Origin of the sequence: Blautia intestinalis (genome assembly GCF_014297355.1) — a bacterium.
Classification (GTDB): Bacteria; Bacillota; Clostridia; order Lachnospirales; family Lachnospiraceae; genus Blautia_A; species Blautia_A intestinalis.
This window is the reverse complement of sequence record NZ_JACOQE010000001.1, coordinates 477290-496287: the sequence shown is the minus strand read 5'-3', so window position 1 is coordinate 496287 and position 18998 is coordinate 477290. Positions and strand designations below refer to the sequence as shown.

General features: G+C 42.9%; 20 protein-coding genes and 3 pseudogenes. 7 read left to right on the top strand and 16 right to left on the bottom strand.

Annotation, left to right across the window (positions count from 1 at the left end; genetic code table 11):
* Window positions 1-58 precede the first annotated feature (58 nt).
* Window positions 59-267 (bottom strand): annotated as a pseudogene (locus H8Z79_RS17390) (hypothetical protein); the annotation flags it as partial.
* A gap of 193 nt (window positions 268-460) precedes the next feature.
* On the opposite strand from H8Z79_RS17390, the gene bioB reads away from it, so the two are divergent.
* Together bioB and H8Z79_RS02205 are read left to right on the top strand one after the other, a co-directional pair.
* Window positions 461-1447, top strand: coding sequence for a biotin synthase BioB (gene bioB / locus H8Z79_RS02210; RefSeq protein ID WP_015542158.1), 987 nt, complete (start codon window positions 461-463; stop codon window positions 1445-1447).
* Window positions 1448-1477: 30 nt separating this feature from the next.
* Window positions 1478-2023: a biotin transporter BioY gene (locus H8Z79_RS02205; protein WP_015542157.1), complete on the top strand. Its 546-nt coding sequence runs from the start codon at window positions 1478-1480 to the stop codon at window positions 2021-2023.
* A gap of 115 nt (window positions 2024-2138) precedes the next feature.
* On the opposite strand, the gene H8Z79_RS02200 is transcribed toward H8Z79_RS02205, so the two are convergent.
* The 3 genes from H8Z79_RS02200 to H8Z79_RS02190 are packed head-to-tail and all read right to left on the bottom strand — an operon-like array spanning window position 2139 to window position 5383.
* Complete coding sequence (locus H8Z79_RS02200) at window positions 2139-3371, bottom strand: MYG1 family protein (protein ID WP_015542156.1); 1233 nt, start codon at window positions 3369-3371, stop codon at window positions 2139-2141.
* Between the two features lie 23 nt (window positions 3372-3394).
* Entirely contained in the window at window positions 3395-4447 is a 1053-nt protein-coding gene (rsmH, locus tag H8Z79_RS02195) for a 16S rRNA (cytosine(1402)-N(4))-methyltransferase RsmH (protein ID WP_015542155.1), read from the bottom strand.
* An 18-nt stretch (window positions 4448-4465) separates the two neighbouring features.
* A complete protein-coding gene (locus H8Z79_RS02190; protein WP_243008077.1) occupies window positions 4466-5383 on the bottom strand; it encodes an alpha/beta hydrolase in 918 nt (305 codons plus the stop codon).
* Between the two features lie 578 nt (window positions 5384-5961).
* Between H8Z79_RS02190 and H8Z79_RS02185 the strand changes: the two genes are divergently transcribed.
* From H8Z79_RS02185 to H8Z79_RS17555, 3 genes and pseudogenes are all read left to right on the top strand, one after another.
* Window positions 5962-6528, top strand: coding sequence for an ECF transporter S component (locus H8Z79_RS02185; protein ID WP_118040028.1), 567 nt, complete (start codon window positions 5962-5964; stop codon window positions 6526-6528).
* 161 nt (window positions 6529-6689) lie between these two features.
* A complete protein-coding gene (locus H8Z79_RS02180) occupies window positions 6690-7820 on the top strand; it encodes a pyridoxal-phosphate-dependent aminotransferase family protein (RefSeq protein ID WP_118040131.1) in 1131 nt (376 codons plus the stop codon).
* A 91-nt stretch (window positions 7821-7911) separates the two neighbouring features.
* Window positions 7912-8028: pseudogene (locus H8Z79_RS17555) on the top strand (ECF transporter S component); the annotation flags it as partial.
* Between the two features lie 135 nt (window positions 8029-8163).
* Here the strand turns inward: H8Z79_RS17555 and H8Z79_RS02170 are convergent.
* The 9 genes from H8Z79_RS02170 to H8Z79_RS02135 form a co-directional block, all read right to left on the bottom strand.
* A complete protein-coding gene (locus tag H8Z79_RS02170; protein ID WP_015542151.1) occupies window positions 8164-8787 on the bottom strand; it encodes a C39 family peptidase in 624 nt (207 codons plus the stop codon).
* Between the two features lie 35 nt (window positions 8788-8822).
* Entirely contained in the window at window positions 8823-9296 is a 474-nt protein-coding gene (locus H8Z79_RS02165; RefSeq protein WP_118040030.1) for a PTS sugar transporter subunit IIA, read from the bottom strand.
* Between the two features lie 67 nt (window positions 9297-9363).
* Window positions 9364-9903 (bottom strand): LOG family protein, encoded by a 540-nt coding sequence (locus H8Z79_RS02160; protein ID WP_118040032.1) that lies wholly within the window; start codon window positions 9901-9903, stop codon window positions 9364-9366.
* Between the two features lie 3 nt (window positions 9904-9906).
* Window positions 9907-10188 carry a hypothetical protein gene (locus tag H8Z79_RS02155; RefSeq protein WP_118040034.1) on the bottom strand — a complete coding sequence of 94 codons (282 nt, stop codon included), beginning with the start codon at window positions 10186-10188 and terminating at the stop codon, window positions 9907-9909.
* A gap of 125 nt (window positions 10189-10313) precedes the next feature.
* Complete coding sequence (locus tag H8Z79_RS02150) at window positions 10314-11645, bottom strand: anti-sigma factor C-terminal domain-containing protein (protein WP_015542147.1); 1332 nt, start codon at window positions 11643-11645, stop codon at window positions 10314-10316.
* Window positions 11646-11703: 58 nt separating this feature from the next.
* Window positions 11704-12210 (bottom strand): RNA polymerase sigma factor, encoded by a 507-nt coding sequence (locus tag H8Z79_RS02145; protein ID WP_118040036.1) that lies wholly within the window; start codon window positions 12208-12210, stop codon window positions 11704-11706.
* Window positions 12211-12395: 185 nt separating this feature from the next.
* Entirely contained in the window at window positions 12396-12521 is a 126-nt protein-coding gene (locus H8Z79_RS17085; RefSeq protein ID WP_015542144.1) for a hypothetical protein, read from the bottom strand.
* Window positions 12506-12856, bottom strand: coding sequence for a nucleotidyltransferase domain-containing protein (locus H8Z79_RS02140; RefSeq protein WP_187002662.1), 351 nt, complete (start codon window positions 12854-12856; stop codon window positions 12506-12508). The genes H8Z79_RS17085 and H8Z79_RS02140 overlap by 16 nt, the downstream gene beginning before the upstream one ends.
* A gap of 232 nt (window positions 12857-13088) precedes the next feature.
* Window positions 13089-13688 (bottom strand): 50S ribosomal protein L25, encoded by a 600-nt coding sequence (locus H8Z79_RS02135; protein ID WP_015542142.1) that lies wholly within the window; start codon window positions 13686-13688, stop codon window positions 13089-13091.
* A 335-nt stretch (window positions 13689-14023) separates the two neighbouring features.
* On the opposite strand from H8Z79_RS02135, the pseudogene H8Z79_RS17385 reads away from it, so the two are divergent.
* Window positions 14024-14603: pseudogene (locus H8Z79_RS17385) on the top strand (hypothetical protein); the annotation flags it as partial.
* Between the two features lie 422 nt (window positions 14604-15025).
* On the opposite strand, the gene H8Z79_RS02125 reads toward H8Z79_RS17385, so the two are convergent.
* A complete protein-coding gene (locus H8Z79_RS02125) occupies window positions 15026-16492 on the bottom strand; it encodes a uracil-xanthine permease family protein (protein WP_015542139.1) in 1467 nt (488 codons plus the stop codon).
* A 225-nt stretch (window positions 16493-16717) separates the two neighbouring features.
* On the bottom strand, window positions 16718-17887 hold the full coding sequence (locus H8Z79_RS02120) for a cation diffusion facilitator family transporter (protein ID WP_118040038.1): 1170 nt from the start codon (window positions 17885-17887) through the stop codon (window positions 16718-16720).
* 146 nt (window positions 17888-18033) lie between these two features.
* On the opposite strand from H8Z79_RS02120, the gene H8Z79_RS02115 reads away from it, so the two are divergent.
* Window positions 18034-18801, top strand: a complete 768-nt coding sequence (locus H8Z79_RS02115; RefSeq protein ID WP_015542137.1) for an NYN domain-containing protein — start codon at window positions 18034-18036, stop codon at window positions 18799-18801.
* On the opposite strand, the gene H8Z79_RS02110 is transcribed toward H8Z79_RS02115, so the two are convergent.
* Window positions 18753-18992 (bottom strand): hypothetical protein, encoded by a 240-nt coding sequence (locus H8Z79_RS02110; RefSeq protein ID WP_147348526.1) that lies wholly within the window; start codon window positions 18990-18992, stop codon window positions 18753-18755. The genes H8Z79_RS02115 and H8Z79_RS02110 overlap by 49 nt on opposite strands.
* Window positions 18993-18998: the final 6 nt, after the last annotated feature.

The window sequence follows — 18998 nt, the reverse complement described above, 5'->3', positions numbered from 1 at the left end:
TTTTTTGCTTTCTTTCCTTAACTCCAAGTATAACATAAATTAAAATAATTTCATTTAATTATACACGCTTATAAATTATTGGTTCATCATATCCAAAAGTTCTCTTCCCATTAACTTCCATACTTTCAGATACTTCCAGACAGCTATCAGAAAACTTTTCCCAAAGTTTAAATATCATTACCGGAGAAAACCTGCTTGTACTGCCTCCCTCCCAGATTCCGTCCTTTTCATGATAAAGTGCCGGGGTAAATTTTTTAATTTTTCCAGTTTAGTGAAATCAATATTCAGGAGGTGAGTGCTAATTAAAAAAATTGTAGTTCTACGTAATTTGGGTCTGATTGTAAACCCATCATTATTAATCGGTTGACATTTCATGCTTTTATGTGTTAATGTAATACCCGTAGCAAAAATCAAAGGACTTTTCCACATGCCTGAAGGCAGTGGGGAGAGCCTGTGACAAATGAAAGGAAAATTTATGAATTCCGAATTTTATGAAACAGAAACACCGGCTCTTTCCAGAGAGGATGCGATTGCAATCCTGAATACTCCGGATGAAGAACTGGATGCGCTGATTGATTGCGCGAAGAGTTTACGATATCAATATAAGGGAAATCGTGTAAGTATTCATATTCTTACTAACGCCCGCAGCGGAAACTGTTCCCAGGATTGCGCTTACTGCGCACAGTCATGTCGCTCTACCGCAGATATTGATAAATACAAATGGGTAGATGAAGATAAGCTGTATCAGGATAATGACTTTGTAAACGATTATCATTTATCCAGACACTGCATCGGTCTGAGCGGTATGAAATTTACAGATAAAGAAATAGAAGAACTTGCCCGCCGAATCCGTAAGATGAAAGAACACGGAACGCATCTCTGCTGCTCCATCGGTTTTCTGACAGAAAAACAGGCCCGAATGCTCAAAGAAGCCGGCCTGGATCGAATAAATCACAACCTGAACAGCAGCCGTTCTTATTACCATAATATCTGCAGTACACACACCTTTGAGCAGCGAGTACAGAATATCCACATGCTGCAGGGACTTGGATTCGAAATCTGCAGCGGCGGCATCATTGGCATGGGCGAAAGTAAAGAAGATGTAGTTGACATGCTTCTTGAACTCCGCGAAATCCAGCCGGAAGCACTGCCAATCAACTTCCTCCTGCCGATTAAAGGAACTCCGCTTGGAGATGCCGATATCTCCGTTCTGACTACCGAATACTGCATGAAAGTCCTCTGTCTTGCAAGACTTCTCGTGCCAAAAGCAGATATCCGCTGTGCCGCCGGAAGAGAAGTATATTTCAAAGGGGAAGAAAAGAAACTGCTCAGTGTAGTTGACTCTATCTTTGCCTCAGGTTATCTGACAGAAGGCGGTCAGGGAATCGAAGATACTCTGAAAACTATCACAGATGCCGGATTTACTTATGAAATTGAATCCGCATAACCGACAAACTTTAGAAGGAGAATTTTTGACATGAACCAGACACAAAGCATTACTGCACCCCGCAGCAAAACCTACGAAATAACCATGACCGCACTGATGGCAGCGGTCACCTGCATTCTTGCCCCATTATCCATCCCCATCGGACCGGTTCCAATCTCATTCACCAATCTGGCAATCTATTTGTCCCTGTATCTTCTCGGATGGAAAAAAGGAACCATCAGCTATCTGATCTACCTTCTGCTCGGTCTCGTCGGTCTCCCGGTATTCTCCGGATTCACAGGCGGTCCGTCCAAACTGGCAGGTCCTACAGGCGGATATATCATCGGATTTATCGTAATGGCAGTCATTGCCGGACTGGTAATCGACAACTGCCGTAAACCATGGATCCAGCTTATCGGCATGATCGTCGGAACCATCGTATGTTACCTTTTCGGAACCATATGGTTCTGCCTGGTCGCAAATTACACTTTCAAAGCGGCCCTTGCAGTCTGCGTAATCCCATTCATCCCGGCTGATCTGGTAAAAATGATCATCGCCATGATCATCGGACCGCTGATAAAGAAAAGAATACGTTAATACTTCCCTGATATGCTGCAAACAGGTGCGAGTCATATAAATTTGATATGACCTGCACCTGTTTCATTTTTTCCAAAAATTCAGTAATTGCCTTAAAGCTGCCCCGTAAAATTCCTCATGATCCTGACGGAATCCGCATGATCAGTTTCTTCCCGTCTTTTTGCACCAGTGTCAGTACCGGTATGTGTTTTTTTCGAAGTGAATGCACGATCGGATATGCGGCAAACAGATTTTCTCCCACAAAAACTGCCTCTGGTTTGTATTTCAGAATTTTCCTTATCTGTTCTTTGATCAGGCTTTTCCACTCCTGCTTCTCCAGTGCAACCTCGCCATAGATTCCGTGAATTTCAAGCTCAGGAAGCTCAGAAAACCCGAAGTGTACCACTTTTGCGGATGATAATCCCGGTAATTGTCCGAGAAGTTCATCCGCTTCTTCTGTTCCGCCTAAGTTTACAATCACCGGTTTTTCATGAAACTGTTCCATGCTGATATGGCATGCCTGCACAGCATCGGCAAGTTCTCCTGTTGTCATAAGGAAGCCGCCTTTATGACAAAAGCCCGCCGATTTTAATCCGGTCACTGCTGCCAGTTCTTCGTTTTCAAGTCCAAGCCACTCCACCGGAAAACTGCATTTATAATTCATGGAATATTCTTTTTTCTGTGGCTGAATACAATAGCCGCCTCTGTTTGACGGAAAGATCACAAATGCAATTTCCGTTTCGGAGAGAAATTTCTGGCACGGCACAAATTCCGGAAGAATCAGAATACGTGCATCATCTCTGTGTTTTTCTCTGTCATGCACTGCCTGTTCATGGTGGGCATAAATTTCTTCTACACGTTTGTCCGCGCGTTCGTTTCCTCTGAAACGTTCGAATTTATTTTCCAGAATCATCCCTGCAACACTTACCGCCTGAAAAAATGCTTCGTCATTGCTTCCTTCTGCGTCCCATGTCGGGTTGAAATTGCCGATCAGTGTGGCAAGCTCGTTCTTTTCACCTGTATTGTCATTGTTATCAAGTGGCTGCACGAAGGATTCGTCGAATTTCTGCGCAAGTTCTTCCCCAAGGATGTCTGCACCAAGCTCTTCCCATAAAAGACCAAATGCCGCGTACGGAATACCGTTTTCACGGATCCTGCTGTCTTTCTGGTGATGATCGTATTGTCCTCTTCCGATGTCAAATACGATCCCGTCAAAGTCTTCCGGTACACGATTACCACGTGTGATCATAATTTCCGGGTTCAGATATAATAATAACGCCGCCGAAAAAACATCATCTGCGTGGAATTTTCCGCTGTGGGTAAATGCCGAGGCGCTCGGGCGGTGGATCTGGTATAGTAAATTGTTCATGTATATTCTCCTATAAGACGAACTCAGGCCTTAACCGCCCAACGCATTTTCGTAGATCTGGCTCTGCCGTTCTGGGCACATTCCTGCGCGGACGGGCGAATCACATCTTTGGCATAGTCGGAATAGATTCCAGCTTTATAGCCGGCCTTAAGTGCTTTCTTTACAAGCTTGTCTTCTCCTGAATGGAACGTCAGGATTGCCACACGTCCGCCCGGTTTGAGAGCATCCGGCAGTTTTTCCATAAATTCATACAGAACCTCAAACTCACGGTTTACGTCGATACGAAGCGCCTGGAATACTCTCTGGCAGGTCTTGCGGACGGTATCTTTACGCTCTTTTTCCGGAATAAAAGAAAGCGTCTTCTCGATAATCTCACGCAATTTTGTCGTAGTATCTACACGATTTCCCCTGCGAATCTCGTCTGTAATTGCTTTTGCAATCTCCTCACAATATGGCTCATCGGAATTTTCATAAAGCATTCCGGCAAGTTCATCTCTGCCGATCGTATCAAGTCTCTCTGCCGCGCTGATCCCCTTTTCCTGATTCAGGCGAAGATCAAGCGGCCCGTCTGCACGGAAAGAAAAACCACGCTTCGGATTGTCAATCTGCATGGACGATACCCCGAGATCTGCAAGAATAAAATCAAATCCACCGGCTTCCTTTGCAATCTCATCGATCGTACAGAAATTCTGAAGTTTGACCGTCAGAATGTCCTCTCCAAAGCCCTGCTCTGCCAGACGCTTACGGGTCTTTGCAGATTCCTCCGGATCCACATCTGTTGCATACATATGACCTTCACCATGCAGGCATTCCATCATTGCTTTTGTATGTCCGCCATAGCCAAGTGTCGCATCAAATCCTGTCTCGCCCGGCTGGATCTTCAGGAAATCAAGGATTTCCTTTACCATGATGGAAATATGCATTCCTGCCGGAGTATTTCCCTTACTGATGACATGTTCGATCGTATCCTTATATTTCTCCGGATTCAGCTCTTTATATTTTTCCTCAAATTTGCGCGGATATTTTCCCTTGTATCGTACTCTTCGTTTGTGTGGTGTCTGTGTTTCCTGTTCCATTTCGTTCTCCCTGTATTTTTAATTAATTTTCTTCTTTATAAATTCTTCTACTATATCCAGTGCCGCCTCACTCATAAAGCCTCCCCATCCATGTCCGGCATTCCTAAGCTTGACAAACTCCACTTCCTTATCCATCCGTTTTAAAGCCTCATATAAAATACAGGACTGATTAAACGGGACCAGCGGGTCACTGCCACCATGCATGATAAGAACAGGCGGCGTTTTTCGATTGCGGTGCAGATGCACCACAGGATTTGCCGGATAAGCATCCTCTGGATGATCATGAAGAGTTTTTCCGCCAATCAGTACTCCTGACGGACTTTTAGCTGAATCATGATCGATTGCAGACGGATACTGTGATGCTGCCACAAGATCTGTCGGTCCAAACCAGTCTATGATGCAGTCCACTTCTGTTGTTACCTGTGGATATTTTTCCGGAAGATACTCCGCATCTCCGGTAATTCCCGCCATCAGCGCTGTATGTGCTCCGCTTGAATCGCCCCAGAGTACCACTTTGCTCACATCGATTCCATAATGTGCTCCATTCATCCGCAAAAAACGAATTGCTGCTTTGGTGTCTATTACCTGAGCAGGAAATGGTGCCAGCTCGCTTTCTCTGTGCTCCACAATCGCCACGGCATATCCTCTTTCGCACATCCTGACCAGTGTCGGAAGACTCTGAAACAATTTCTGCTTATGCCAGGAAGATCCCTGTACATATACGATCAGCGGCCATTTCAGATCTTTTCCGTAAACGAGCGGTGTCATGATCTGAAGATGCAGCTTCCTGCCACTGTGCTCTGCATATTCAACATCCGGATAAAGTTCGGTACAATATCCGAATGTGTCCTTTACGTCGATTTCTTTCACTCCCTCCGGAAGCTCTTCACTTTCCGGAAATCGAATTTTTTCCATCGGAGACAATATTTTTTTCACGTTTTTCCTCCGTAATCTGTTTTATTTGTAAGCTATTTCTTATTTTCGTTTTGTATAAAAATCTATTTTGATCTTAGATTATCATACCATGTCGTCCTGTTCATCTCAACCATAAATCCACAGTCTATCAATGACTCCAAAACAACCAAATACAAATTAAACCAACAAATTTTCGTGTCAAAAATGACCACCAAAAAAGCAAGTCCAGAACAAGTCCACGAATTCTCAAGCTACCAATGACTCCAGCAACAGTAAGTACAAACAAAGTCCACAAAATCCGAGTAAAACAGATGATTTAAATAGAAGTAAGTACTCCGAAAGTCAATAAATCCGTCGAAAAAAGATGGTCTAAATAAAAGCAAGTATCCTGGTAGTCAAAAAGTACACCGAAAATAGATGGTCTAAACAAGTACAAATACCAACAAGGTCATTCACATTTGGGCGCCGCAAACTGTCCCCTTATTTTTTCTTAAAATTGCCTCTTTATTCATGTACAGTTCTATTGTAAAGTATACACAATCAAAAAACATAAGAAATAGGGAGGTTTTATATTACTTCCCGGGAAAGGAATAATTATCATGGCAAACACAAACGTACAGGCAGCAGCTGCTGAGCGCGAGGTTACTTCTTCCGTTCAGTTTCTTACCGTAACTGCTATTTTCGTAGCACTCACTTACATCTTTACAGCATTCATCAACGTCCGCCTTCCGATTGCAGCCAACGGAGGACTTATCCATCTCGGCAATGTTCCGCTGTTCATCGGCGCGATCATCTTTGGTAAAAAAACCGGTGCAATTGCCGGTGGTGTCGGAATGGGACTGTTTGATCTGCTTTCCGGATGGACTTTATGGGCTCCATTTACTTTTGTAATCGTTGCTCTCATGGGATTTACCGTAGGCAAACTTACCGAAGACGAAAAACATCAGAACTTCAAATGGTATGTGATCGCACTCATCTCAGCCTGCGTGATCAAAGTTGCAGGATACTACATCGCGGAAGTCGTAATCTACGGTAATCCGCTTGCACCGGTTGCTTCCATTCCGGGAAATCTCGTACAGATTGGTGTTGCAGCAGTCATCACACTTGTTGTGATCGCACCCCTGAACGTTGCTACTAAAAGAGTCGGTTTACGTAAATTCAAGTAATATCCCGCGAGGTGTTTTGACATGTATATGTCAAAATCCCGAGACATACAAGTCAAAATGCCATCACCAAAGGTGATCTGGAATGCATTTTGGCTCGTAACTGTGAAGGTACTGAACAGTTACACCGGATTAAAAAAATAATAGAAAAAGGATTTGATCTTATGTATAAAATTATGACACCGGGCCCGACACAGGTTGCCGAAAACGTGCGTCTTGCCCGCAGCAGAGAATGTACCAACCCTGATCTTGACGAAAACTTCGTAGAATTTTATAAAGAAACCTGCAAAGAAATCAGCCGTCTTCTCCACACCGACAACGAAACACTCATCCTCGGCGGAGAGGGAATCCTCGGACTGGAAGCCGCCTGTGCGTCCATGACCGAGCCGGGTGACCGTGTCCTCGTTCTGGACAACGGCATCTACGGCAAAGGATTCGCAGATTTTGTTTCCATGTACGGGGGATGTCCGGAGCTCTACTCCAGAGATTACCGTGAAACGCTCAACGTACAGGAACTCGAAAACTTCCTCAAAGAGCATCATGATTACAAATACGCAACCGTTGTCCACGGAGATACACCAAGCGGTATGCTGAACGATATTTCTGCAATCTGTCCGCTTCTTAAGAAATATGGCATCATGACTGTTGTCGATTCCGTATCTGCTTCTTTCGGCGAACCAATGCGTATCTCTGACTGGCAGATTGACATTATGTGCGGCGGTTCCCAGAAAGTTGTCTCCGCACCTCCGGGACTCACCTTCGTAGTGATCAGTGATGACGCAAAAAAAGCTATGCTCGACCGTAAAACGCCAATTGCATCTTTCTACGCAAATCTGACGACTTTTGCACATTATTATGAAGAAAAATGGTTCCCGTACACCATGCCGATCAGTGATATCTACGGACTCCGTGCCGCGATTGACAACATTGCAGCCGACCCGGACATCTTGACACGACATGAAAAAATCGCCGAATCTTCCCGTAAGGCAATCACCGGTGCCGGCCTGAATCTTTATCTTAAGAGTGGTTTTTCCAGCACTGTTACTGTATTTGAGGTTCCGGAAGGAACCACCGCCAAAGCAATCCTTGATGGTGTCAAAAATGACTACAACATCATGCTCGCAGGTTCTTTTGATGTACTTGCCGGTAAAGTCATCCGCATTGGACATATGGGAAACAATGCAGATTACTACAATGTTCGTGAGGTCTTTGCTGCTCTGGACGGAACGCTCGCCAGACTTGGTATTCCACTTAAAGCAAGCATGGAAAAGATCTTCTGCGACAGCATGAAATAGCACGCAGCTCAAATAAAAATATCAAATGCAATAAATATTCTGTTTCATAAAATGTTTTGCAGAGAACTGAAAGAAAAGAGGCGCATTTACTATGAATAACAATCTGAAAAAATTAATTCTCGCGGCTTTGTTTGCTGCACTTTCCTGTGTGGCAACCATGTCCATCCGCATCCCTGCAAACATCATTCAGGGTGTCGGCGGACTTGTTATTTCCTGCATCCTTTACCCGATTCTGATTTCCATTCCGAATGTACGTCAGACCGCAGTCGCAAAGTAACTGTTCACAGCTACAAAAGGAGTTCAATTCCACGAAATATGGAACTGAACTCCTTTTATATTGCAATCAGATAAAGTACTCGATGACTTCTTCCGGTACGGTCTTCGTCTTTTCATTGAATATCAGTACCGCTTCTCTTTCTTCTACCGGGCCGAGGGCGTATATTGCTTCTTTGTTTTCCTGATTAAAATATTTAAACGGAACAATACGGTTGTAGGCTTTCGGGTGCTCCCTGTCGATCAGGATATCCTTCTGTTCATATGGCTGATCCCAGTAATACGGATCGAAGAGAAGAATATTTTCATTCTGTATGCCGGTCATCAAAACATAATGCTCTTCCTCAAGATACAGACGCACCACAGCGACTCCACCGTGGTTCAGCGCATGGTTGATACGACTTTCTTCACTTATGTATACACTCCGTCCTGACAGATATTCGCTGCTCACAGACATGATGCCGAGGTCTCCGTATTCGTTCAGCCAATTGCTGAGGAACATCATCGCTGCTCTGGAAGTGCCTCTTTTGCCCGGGATTCCCTCCTTACTGTGGCAGTCCAGACAGTAAAGCATCGTATTTCGGATTGCTTCCGGGGGAATCTCCTCCCGCTCAAACAGATAGGCAAGCGCATTCATCATGGAAGTCGGTCCACAGTCGTATTCAGATAATTGATAATGTAACGGATTTTTCATAGTAATCTCTCTTCGGTAAGTAAAATTTAATACAGTCAGTTTATATCTGACTTCTCTCTTTTTTGTATTACTGTTCGGATTTCTTCTTTATTCTTCGCATCAAGCAGTCCTTGCAGGATTTCTTCATCCTTGATCATATCCAGAATCTGCAGCAGACGGTCGATGTGCTTATCTTTTCCTGCCACGGTAAACATGATCACGATTTTTATCGGAATCCGACAGTCATCCTCTCCCATTGCATCAAATTCAACCGGATGATCCAGTACTGCAATTGAAATACCCTCTTTTTTTACATGTTCTGCATCTGTATGTGGGATTGCCACTCCGATTCCATCGACATCCAGTCCTGTCGGGTAATCTTTTTCTCTTTTCAGAACAGCCTCTGTGAACCCTTCTTCCCCATACCCTTCCTGTATCATGGCATCTCCCATGAGCTGCAGTACTTCTATGTTGTCGGATACCTTTAAATTATGAAAAATCAAATTGTCGTTTAACTCTTTCCAGATCATTTTTTTCCTGCTTTCTATCTGTTTTCCCCTCGCATTATTCAGTCAGTACATTTTTCTCACTGAATGTCTATCTGTAATTTTCTATGTATGAAAGAATCTCTTCCGGATCATCCATAAATTCACAGAGTTTCAGATTGGACGGATCCATAAATTTCTCATCGGCAGTGTGACGGAGCAGTACTTCCATTCCGTCATAATAGCCGTTAATATTATAAAGTACGATCGGACGATCCAGTCTCTGCAGACTTTTGAGTGTCAGAATCTCAAAAAATTCTTCGTAAGTTCCAATTCCGCCCGGTGTAACGATTGTTGCATCAGAGCTCTCCTCGAGAAGTTTTTTGCGCTCGCGCATGGTATCTGTGAAAATAAATTCACTGCAGTTCTGATACAGTACACCCGGTTTGTCAAAAAATCGAGGTGCAATACCAAGGATATAGCCGCCTTCGCAGGCCACCCCTCTCGCCGCTGATCCCATCATTCCTGTCGCGCCGCCGCCAAACACCAGCCCGTGTCCACGCTTCGCCATCATTTTTCCGAGTTCTTCTGTTTTGTCATAATAAATCTGCTCCAGCTGCGCACTGGAAGCGCCATAGATACATATATTCATAATTTACTCCAGTCCTGCAAAGAATAATTCGTAAAAATCATCCTCACCTTCAAGCATTGGTGAGTTCTCGCCACCGCCATTAGTGCTCCTGCGCATCGTAGCATAAAATTCTTCACCTGCAGTGATCAGATCCATATCGTAGATCTCATATCCCAGTTCTCTGCATTTCCGACAAAATGCGCTGAGAGGCTGTGCATCTTTCCTTGTTTCCAGAAGTTCTGCCCGAAGCTTCTCGTCACGACGTGCTTTGATTTTCAATTCATCCAACATTTCTGTAATTCCCATGGTGTCGCCCTCCCTTATTGTAAACAGCTTCGCTGGTAGCCACAAAGATGAAGTATTCTGCATCTTATTTCTCTTAAAATGCAGAAATGCAGACACACACCAACGTATATGTCTGCATTTCTTCTCTAATTTTGTGGTGTTGTCTGAATATAAGATACCACATCTTCCTTATATAATTCAAGAAGAGTCTTCTTCTTTGTACTGATTGCAAAGCCGTGGATCTTCAGACCGTTTTTCTTTACATAATCAATCATATTCTGATAGTCTTCCTGATAATCAGTTGACTGCCCCATCATGGAAAGGATGTCATCATGATCCTGCATATAGGAAAGCATACTGGTAAAATGTGTCTGCATGATATCTGCATCGGTCACCTCTGCCTCATTATAAGCATCTGCGTTATCCAGAAGCGACAGATACGGATATTTATCTTTGTCCCAGCTCATGCCTGAACCAGATGCATACGGACAAAAACCAATGTTTGGCTCGCTGCAGTATCCGTCCTCTTCTTCTGTGTGAACCGCACACCAGAGATTTCCCCACTCCAGATCTTTTTTATCAGAAAGTTTTTCAAACCAGCCGATAAAATCTTTGTAGTCCATAAGTTCGTTTATGGAAACATATGCCGTGTACCAGTCATTATCGTTGTATCCGGAAATTTCTTCTTTTGAATACTGAATACTCTCCTGTTTGCGAGCCTCTGTATCCACTTTTGTTTCCTTTCCGTTCTCATCTGTCTCCCATGCTTCCCATGCATTCTCATCTCCCGGAAGGTAAAACATCAGCGCCGGACGGCTCAAAATATTGTTATCATACAAAGTAAGTTTGCCTCGCACCAGTCGGCCGCTGACGGAAGTAAATTTTCCCGTCCATGTGTAAGTCTGCGGGATAACGATATCGTATTCGCCATAGCCTCTGGAAACTGCATTTACCTGATCACGGTAATTTCCCGGCAGATACAATTCCGAATATACGGAAAGATCCAGCGACATTCTGGTCGTCGTCATTCCTTCATACGCTCCTGCTGCTTCGTTTGGATCGTAATAAAATTTTGAGACTGCTTTCGGAAGGATAAAGACTGCGCAGAAAACAAGGAGTAAAACAACAGTCCCTACGATTGTTCCCATTTTGATAAAAGCCTTGCGGATAGAGTGCCGGATTTCCTTTATGAACTGCTCATTAAAGTCATCTTCCCGTTTACTTTGCAGATTTCCCTGTCGTTTCTCTATGTTGCCATCAATTTTACTATCCTGCCATTCTGCCTTTTGATTTTTGTCATCCAGATTATTAAAGCAGTCTTCCCCTTTCTCCAGATCAGAAAAATCAGGTATCTCTCCCTCTTCATAGAGAAATTCACTGATTGCATCCTGTTTTTCGATCTCTGCTTCGACTTGTTTTTTCTTCTCAGTGTCCAGCTTTCCCTGTTTATATAAGTGCAAGAGCTCACGATATGTCATTTCATTTCCTCCTCTCCGGAAATTTTTGTTTCTCTCCAAATCTGTTCAGATATCTTCATCAGTCATTTTCCATTTCATAGCTTTCAAGATATTTTTTCAGTTCTTTTTTCGCCCGGTATGCCAGCACACGGACATTTTCCGGGGTAATATATAAGATTGCAGCAATTTCTTTTTGTGACATCCCACCAAAATACTGCATCTGGATGATCTCGCGCTTTCTTACTTCCAGCTTTTGAATCGACTGATAAAGAAGTCTCCTGCTTTCCTCGGCAAGGATGTTTTCAAGCAGATCTCCATTTGTACTTTCTTCCGGGATATCATTTTGTTCCTCTGTCAGAATCTCTTTTGATTTCTTTTTCTGCTGATTATAAAAAAGATTCCTCGCAACCATATAAAGCCATGCCCGCATATTTGTATGTCCGTCCGGTAACGCCAGAAGCGCTTTCAAAAATGTCTCATGCAGCAGATCCTCCGCCTGATGCCGGTTCCTGCAAAGGGAATACAAATACAGATATAATTCTTTTTGATATGCGCCATATAACTTCATTAAAAGCTCATTATCCACATCTGTTTTCCCCCTTTCCGAAATTCTGCACCGGCTGATGCTTTCCTGTCCACGTTTCCCACCGGCATTTTATCTCTTTCAACAATATAACATCTGAGAAAGAAAAATGTTACAAAAAAATCAGCACCCACAGAGAGTGCTGACTGATTTATCGGTTATTTCTTTCTTCATTAATTGGTGTTCCCTTATGTTGATGTGTTTTCATGAATGCCTGAACAGATGCACACATAATATTTCCGACCCTGCCAGTCTTTGAGAAGGAATTGATAGTCGTTTTCTGCAAGGTCATAATATGTCAATCCTTTTTCCATATCAGCTTTCCTTCCTTCTTGATATTTTCATTGAAGCGATAGCTCTGACTGAAACTCTCTCCGGATGTAAATTTCAAATCCACTTCAGGTAAGTTTTCTTCATCAGGCATGGCCTCTATTCTCATTTTGCGAAGCACTCGAGATGGTGTATTTTCCTTTACACGTACAAACAAATCCACATCTGAGGAAAATTTCTGTTCCCCTCTGGCACAGCTGCCATAAAGATAAATTTCTTTGATATATTCAGAAAATTCTTCTACAAGTTTTTTGATAGCCTGATCCATTGACATTCTGTGTCTGCTTAATATCATGTCATCACCCCATTCAAAATACATGTCCTTTTCTTTTATTATTATACCAGATTAATGATTACTTTTCATCCATAAAAACAGTTTCTTATTTATCTTTCATTCCATTTAAGAAATGGTGGTTAAATATTTGTCTACAATTTGAAAACAAGACGATGAGAGAATACATGGCAACACCAAAAATCCCTCCTGTGAACAAACTCCACAGGAGGGATCTTTTATCATATATTTTCTTGGTGTGAGTTTCGAATCAGGCAGATTACTTTGCTTCTTCTGTTTCTGCTTCCTCAGGTGTCTCTGTTTCCGGTACTGCTCCGTTATGAACTGCAACAACTGTCAGAACTACAGCTTCCGGATCATCTTTAATGTCGACATCTTTGTCTTTTGCAAGGCTAAGGTCTTTGACACGGATCGTATCACCGACCTTCAGACCGGCTACATCGACTTCTACTTTGTCAACCAGTGCTGACGGATAAGCTTTATAATTTACTTCTTCCATATTTTCCTGAAGAACACCATCTGCTACTTTGTCATGGTTTACAATCACGATTTCAGCAACAGAATGTACTTTTTCATTGCTTACCAGTGCCTGGAAATCAATCTCATCAACTCTGCCTGCCAGTGGGTTAAAATCAACCTCTTTGATCAGTGCATCGTATGTCTGACCATCTACCTCAAGCATAACCTGACTTCCTTTGTGGTCAGTCTTTAACAGTTTGTCAACCTCCGTCTTCAGCATTTTTACCGGGATGGAACCTTCAATCTCACGACCGAATACATTACCTGTAACGTATCCTTCTCTTCTCAGTCTTTTTGCCTTAACGTCCATGCTTCTTTTTTCAGCTTTTAAAGTATTCATTTGTCTTTTCCTCCAAAAATCTGATGCTTAGCAGCCTTCAACTTTGTTTTGTGAAAGGAGGTTTTGTTAAGTTCTGTTTACTTTTTACGGTTAGAAGTATAGCACTGAGTACAGAAACAGATTAACCAAATATTATTTTTTTTTACTTTAAAATTTGTTGATATTTTAAAATTGTATACATTATATAGTTTTTTCTGACTTTTCTTATATTCAAAAGGAAAAGAATGTAAATCTCAAACCTTTCCAGATTATTTTTATGATATAATCATCATTGTGATTCACAAAAAAGTGTGCACCCTGTATTAAATTTTCAAAATCTGGATGAGGTAACTAAAATGTATCATGATTTAACCGAGGGAAAAATTTCCCGTTCTCTGCTGCTGTTTGCACTTCCGATGATGGCCGGCAATCTGCTTCAGCAGTTCTATAATATTGCCGACACATTGATTGTCGGACGTGTTCTATTTTTCCTTTCTGTTACGGGCACTCGGAAACTCTATGATTCCTCTGGTATTTCTGGCAGTTTCCGCAATCCTGAACATCGGACTGGATCTTTTATTTGTTGCGGTACTCCCATGGGGCATCCGCGGTGCAGCGTTTGCAACTGTCATCGCACAGCATGTTTCCGGAATCGGCATCACATTGTACGTACTTCTCAAATGCCGGGATCTGCTGCCATCCAGAAAAGACGTGAAATTTAACCGGCAGATCTTAGGTGAGATCGGCAATCTTTCCTCGATGACCTGTGTCCAGTAGTCTGTAATGAATTTCGGAATCCTGATGGTACAGGATTTCGACAATGCCTATTCTACTTTTATTGCACAGAACTACGGTGCCGGCAAAAAGGACCGTATCCGCAAAGGAACAAAGGAATCTTTAAAATACCTTCAGCATTACTGCTCCCGATGCTCTTTCCGGCATCGGGATTCCTGAAATCTACTATTTCCGTTGCTTTTCTTCTGCTCTTTTACTCTTTTCAGCATCGGAATTCTTAAAATCTACTATTTCCGTTGCCTTTCTTCCACTTTTTTACTCTTTTTAGCATCGGGATCCTTAAAATTCTCTATTTCCGTTGCCTTTCTTCCACTTTTTTACTCTTTTTAGCATCGGGATCCTTAAAATTCTCTATTTCCGTTGCCTTTCTTCCACTTTTCACACAGCACTCCCCTTTTGATTCAACCGTCAGGGACACCCGTAAATTTCCCCTGCCTGCAATATAGATAAGCCATGTAAGAAACCCTGCGAGGCTTTTGAGATTTCGAATGCTTTAATTATCTATATTAAAAGGCAGGGATATTTTTTCGTCATCCCTGCCTGTTCTCATAAACTACACTCTTTTATTTACTTTTACTTTTTTCTTTTGCTTTTTTATCCGCCAATATCTCTTCTGCCAACTCCACTTCCGTCTTTTCATCCTTTGGAAGAATGATATTCAGAATGATCGCGAACAGTGCCGCCGGCACGATACCTGAACCACCAAAGATCAGATTGATACTTTCCGGAAGCTGCGCGAGTACAGCTGAGTTGGAACCAAGTCCATAGCCAACACCAAGAGCGACAGAAACGATTGTCACATTTCTCGGAGACAATGGCCATTTTGTGATAAGCTGAATACCACTGACCACGATTGATGAGAACATCATAACCGCTGCACCGCCCAGTACACTCTGCGGCATAATGGAAATCAGCGCTGCAAGCTTCGGAAACAGACCACATGCGATCAGGAAAATACCTCCGATTCCGATTGAATAACGGTTCACAACCTTATTCATGGCAACCAGACCAACGTTCTGGCTGAAAGAAGTATTCGGAAGAACACCCAGCAGTGCTGCAAAAGAAGATCCAAGACCATCACACATAACACCACCGGAAAGCTCTTTGTCAGTAGCCTCACGTCCAAGACCGCCTTCTGTAATACCGGAAATATCACCAACTGTTTCAACAGCGGTAACGACAAACATGATACAGATTGGAACAATTGCTTTTGCATCAAATACCCATTTGACCGGCATAATCTTCGGAATTGCAAACCAGGATGCGTCTGCTACCTTACTCCAGTTGACTACCCAGGACTTTGTTGCTTCAACAACAGCACCTGTTTCATCGGTGTATGTAAAAGTAGTCGGCAGTACCATTGCCATGATGGATACCAGAATATATCCTACAATGATGCCCAGCAGAATCGATGAAAAACTGGTGAATCCTTTTGTGCCGTGTTTCAGCGCTATGATCACAACCAGAACTACCGTACCTACAAAAAGATTTTCGAGTGAACCGTAATCCGGTGCTGTACTTCCACCGCCGAAAGAACCGATTCCGACAGAAATCAGTGAAAGTCCGATAGACAGTACAACTGTACCCGTTACAACTGCAGGGAAAAATTTACGCAGTGGCTTTAAGAAACCTCCAAGTACAGTTTCAAACAGACCACCGATAAAACTGGCTGCCAGAATTGCTCCATAACCGGCAACTCCGCTTCCCATTGTAACTGCCACACTTCTGCAGACACCGATAAATCCGGAACTTGTTCCCATAACGATTGGAAGTTTACCGCCAACCGGTCCGATCGTATAGACCTGAATCAATGTAACGATACCTGCTACCAGCATGGCATTCTGCAAAAGTGCTACCTGCAGGGCACTTCCTGATTCAATACCACAGACTCCTGTGATGATCAGCAGCGGTGTCAGGTTGCCGACAAACATTGCCAGAACATGCTGTAATCCAAGCGGAATCGCAAGTTTCAGCGGTGGCTTTCCGTCAAGGTCATACGGTGTTGCAGTGTTTTTTTCTTTTGTTTCCATTTAATTTCTCCTTTTCTCCTCTCTCGTTCGAGCCCTGATAAAATCAGCGGACATGTTACCGGCACTTCCACTATACACGTGCAACAAAAAAGGAAACAACAACCATCTTCCTCTTCGAAGTTCTCTGTCGTTTCCTTTCAAGGTGCGGTTTCCCGTATTAGCGCACTAAATAACGTCTCGATTATTTAATTATACCAGATTATTTTTATCTGTCAATTTTTTTACTCAATAGTATTCATGATCGATCTGTATCACCGCGAAATACTTGCTTCCCGGCAGTTCGTGTATCCGCTCTTTCAGCCAGTTCACGATCTCGTTGTCTGTATAGGAAGTTTTTCTCGGAACCTCCACATCAAAGATCAGATTTGTTCTGGTCGAACCTTTTACCATTCGGAAATCATGCATACTGAAGGATTCGTCCAGAAAATGTACCATCTCTTCTACTTTTGCCTTCATCGCAAGAACTTCCTCATCATCTGTCACGATCGGATCCATATGGATCGTTGCGGAACAATGCAGTTTTTCCTGCAGTTCATGTTCAATATGATCGATCTGTTCATGGATATCCTGAATATTTCCGTTCACATCCACTTCTGCATGAAGTGAGATCATCACACGTCCCGGCCCGTAATCATGAACAATCAGATCATGTACACCATGAACCATCGAATGTCCCAGAACGATTTCACGAATTTCATTGATAAATTCCTGCTTCGGCGGCTGTCCGATAAGAAGGTCAATGGTTTCTTTCAGTGTAGAACCGCCTGTATAAAGAATAAAACATCCTACCAGAATTCCGAACCAGCCATCAAGAAGCAGCCCTGTATATTTGCTGATCAGTGTAGCAATCAGAACAAGTGTCGTTGCCACGGTGTCACTCAAACTGTCGACAGATGTTGCTTTCATTGCTGCACTATCCAGTTTTTTACTCAGTGAACGATTATAAAAAAACATATATACTTTCACAAGAATGGATGCGATCAGAATCACACATACCAGTGCACTGCTCTCAATCGGTTCCGGTGAACGCAGTTTATTAAGCGAGGACCAGATCAGCTCAAATCCCATGACCAGTATTGCTACAGATACAAGCAATCCGGAAATATATTCCATCCTGCCATGACCGAACGGATGCTCCGGATCAGGATCCTGTCCGGAAAGCCGAAAACCGATCAACGTAATGATCGAAGAACCCGCATCTGACAGGTTGTTAAACGCATCTGCCGTAATAGCGATAGAACCACTCACCGTTCCTGCAATCCATTTGCCGAGAAAAAGCAGAATGTTCAGTCCAATTCCGACTGCACCACTTAAAACGCCATATGCCTGCCGGACTTCCGGCGAATTGTAATTGCGGCGATCCTTAATAAAAAGGGATGCCAAAAATGTAATCATATAGATTCCCCCTGTCTGTATTCCCTCGATCTTACCACATTTCTGTGAATAAATCCAGATTTCCCCGGAATCCATCTGGAAAAAGATTTTAGAAAATGATATAGTTCTATTAATAATGTTTACGTATTACGAGGAGACTTATTTCTATGAAAAATCTCAAAAATATTGCAATGCTGATAGATGCTGATAATACACAGCTTTCCAAACTGGAATCTGTTATACAGGAAATCTCAACAAACGGCCGCATCGTCGTCAAACGTGCTTACGGTAACTGGCGCAAAGGTTCTCTCAAAAACTGGGAAAATGAATTAAAACGTCTTGCGATCAAAGCGGAACAGCAGTTTGACTATGTTGCCGGCAAAAATGCGACAGACATGGCACTCGTTATTGATACGCTTGACCTTCTCCACAGTGGCATTTATGATGCCTTTGTTATCGTCGCAAGCGACAGCGATTACACACCACTCGCGATCAAGCTCCGCGAATCCGGAGTTTTTGTTATGGGCGTCGGTGAGAAAAAAACACCGGAGCCTTTCCGCAATGCCTGTGATGAATTTGTCTATCTGGAAAACCTGAGTAAAGATAATGATATTCAAACTGTAGCAGTTCAGAAGCAGAATGAACCGACCAAACGAACTGCAAAGGAAAATGCCGAAGAACGTCGCAAAGCCAAAGAGCTTAAAGGAATCCACAAGCTTTTGCGTATCGCCTGGGACAAATATCAGGACGATGATGGTTACGTCAATGTAAGCTCTGCCGGCCAGTACATCAAACGCGCAAAGCCTGATTTCGATGCCCGTACTTATGGTTATGTCAAATTACCGGAACTGATCGAAGCTTTTCCTAAAAAATATGCAATGAAACGCTACCCCGGCAAAGGCACGGTAACGATCATTGCATATAAATGTCTCTGAGGTGTATCATCCAGTTCACGGCAGTTGAATGCATTGAAAAGCTGGAACTGTACAAACAATGTAAACAATACAGTTGCTTCCTCTTCCGGTGCTGCACCAAGGAAGTTTTTGAAATGCTGGAGCATAAAGTTTAACTGTCCGTTTATCACAAACTGGATCACTTCGATGGCAAAAACATTACAGCTTTTCAAAGCAGT

Coding starts and splice junctions, on each gene's coding strand:
- rsmH (WP_015542155.1), bottom strand. CDS start 4,447: ATGGAACAGGAAACACAGACACCACACAAACGAAGAGTACGATACAAG.
- H8Z79_RS02200 (WP_015542156.1), bottom strand. CDS start 3,371: ATGAACAATTTACTATACCAGATCCACCGCCCGAGCGCCTCGGCATTT.
- H8Z79_RS02180 (WP_118040131.1), top strand. CDS start 6,690: ATGTATAAAATTATGACACCGGGCCCGACACAGGTTGCCGAAAACGTG.
- H8Z79_RS02140 (WP_187002662.1), bottom strand. CDS start 12,856: ATGTATTTTGAATGGGGTGATGACATGATATTAAGCAGACACAGAATG.
- H8Z79_RS02120 (WP_118040038.1), bottom strand. CDS start 17,887: ATGATTACATTTTTGGCATCCCTTTTTATTAAGGATCGCCGCAATTAC.
- H8Z79_RS02185 (WP_118040028.1), top strand. CDS start 5,962: ATGGCAAACACAAACGTACAGGCAGCAGCTGCTGAGCGCGAGGTTACT.
- H8Z79_RS17085 (WP_015542144.1), bottom strand. CDS start 12,521: ATGGAAAAAGGATTGACATATTATGACCTTGCAGAAAACGACTATCAA.
- H8Z79_RS02150 (WP_015542147.1), bottom strand. CDS start 11,645: ATGACATATCGTGAGCTCTTGCACTTATATAAACAGGGAAAGCTGGAC.
- H8Z79_RS02165 (WP_118040030.1), bottom strand. CDS start 9,296: ATGATCTGGAAAGAGTTAAACGACAATTTGATTTTTCATAATTTAAAG.
- H8Z79_RS02125 (WP_015542139.1), bottom strand. CDS start 16,492: ATGGAAACAAAAGAAAAAAACACTGCAACACCGTATGACCTTGACGGA.
- H8Z79_RS02160 (WP_118040032.1), bottom strand. CDS start 9,903: ATGAATATATGTATCTATGGCGCTTCCAGTGCGCAGCTGGAGCAGATT.
- H8Z79_RS02115 (WP_015542137.1), top strand. CDS start 18,034: ATGAAAAATCTCAAAAATATTGCAATGCTGATAGATGCTGATAATACA.
- bioB (WP_015542158.1), top strand. CDS start 461: ATGAAAGGAAAATTTATGAATTCCGAATTTTATGAAACAGAAACACCG.
- H8Z79_RS02205 (WP_015542157.1), top strand. CDS start 1,478: ATGAACCAGACACAAAGCATTACTGCACCCCGCAGCAAAACCTACGAA.
- H8Z79_RS02135 (WP_015542142.1), bottom strand. CDS start 13,688: ATGAATACTTTAAAAGCTGAAAAAAGAAGCATGGACGTTAAGGCAAAA.
- H8Z79_RS02170 (WP_015542151.1), bottom strand. CDS start 8,787: ATGAAAAATCCGTTACATTATCAATTATCTGAATACGACTGTGGACCG.
- H8Z79_RS02155 (WP_118040034.1), bottom strand. CDS start 10,188: ATGGGAATTACAGAAATGTTGGATGAATTGAAAATCAAAGCACGTCGT.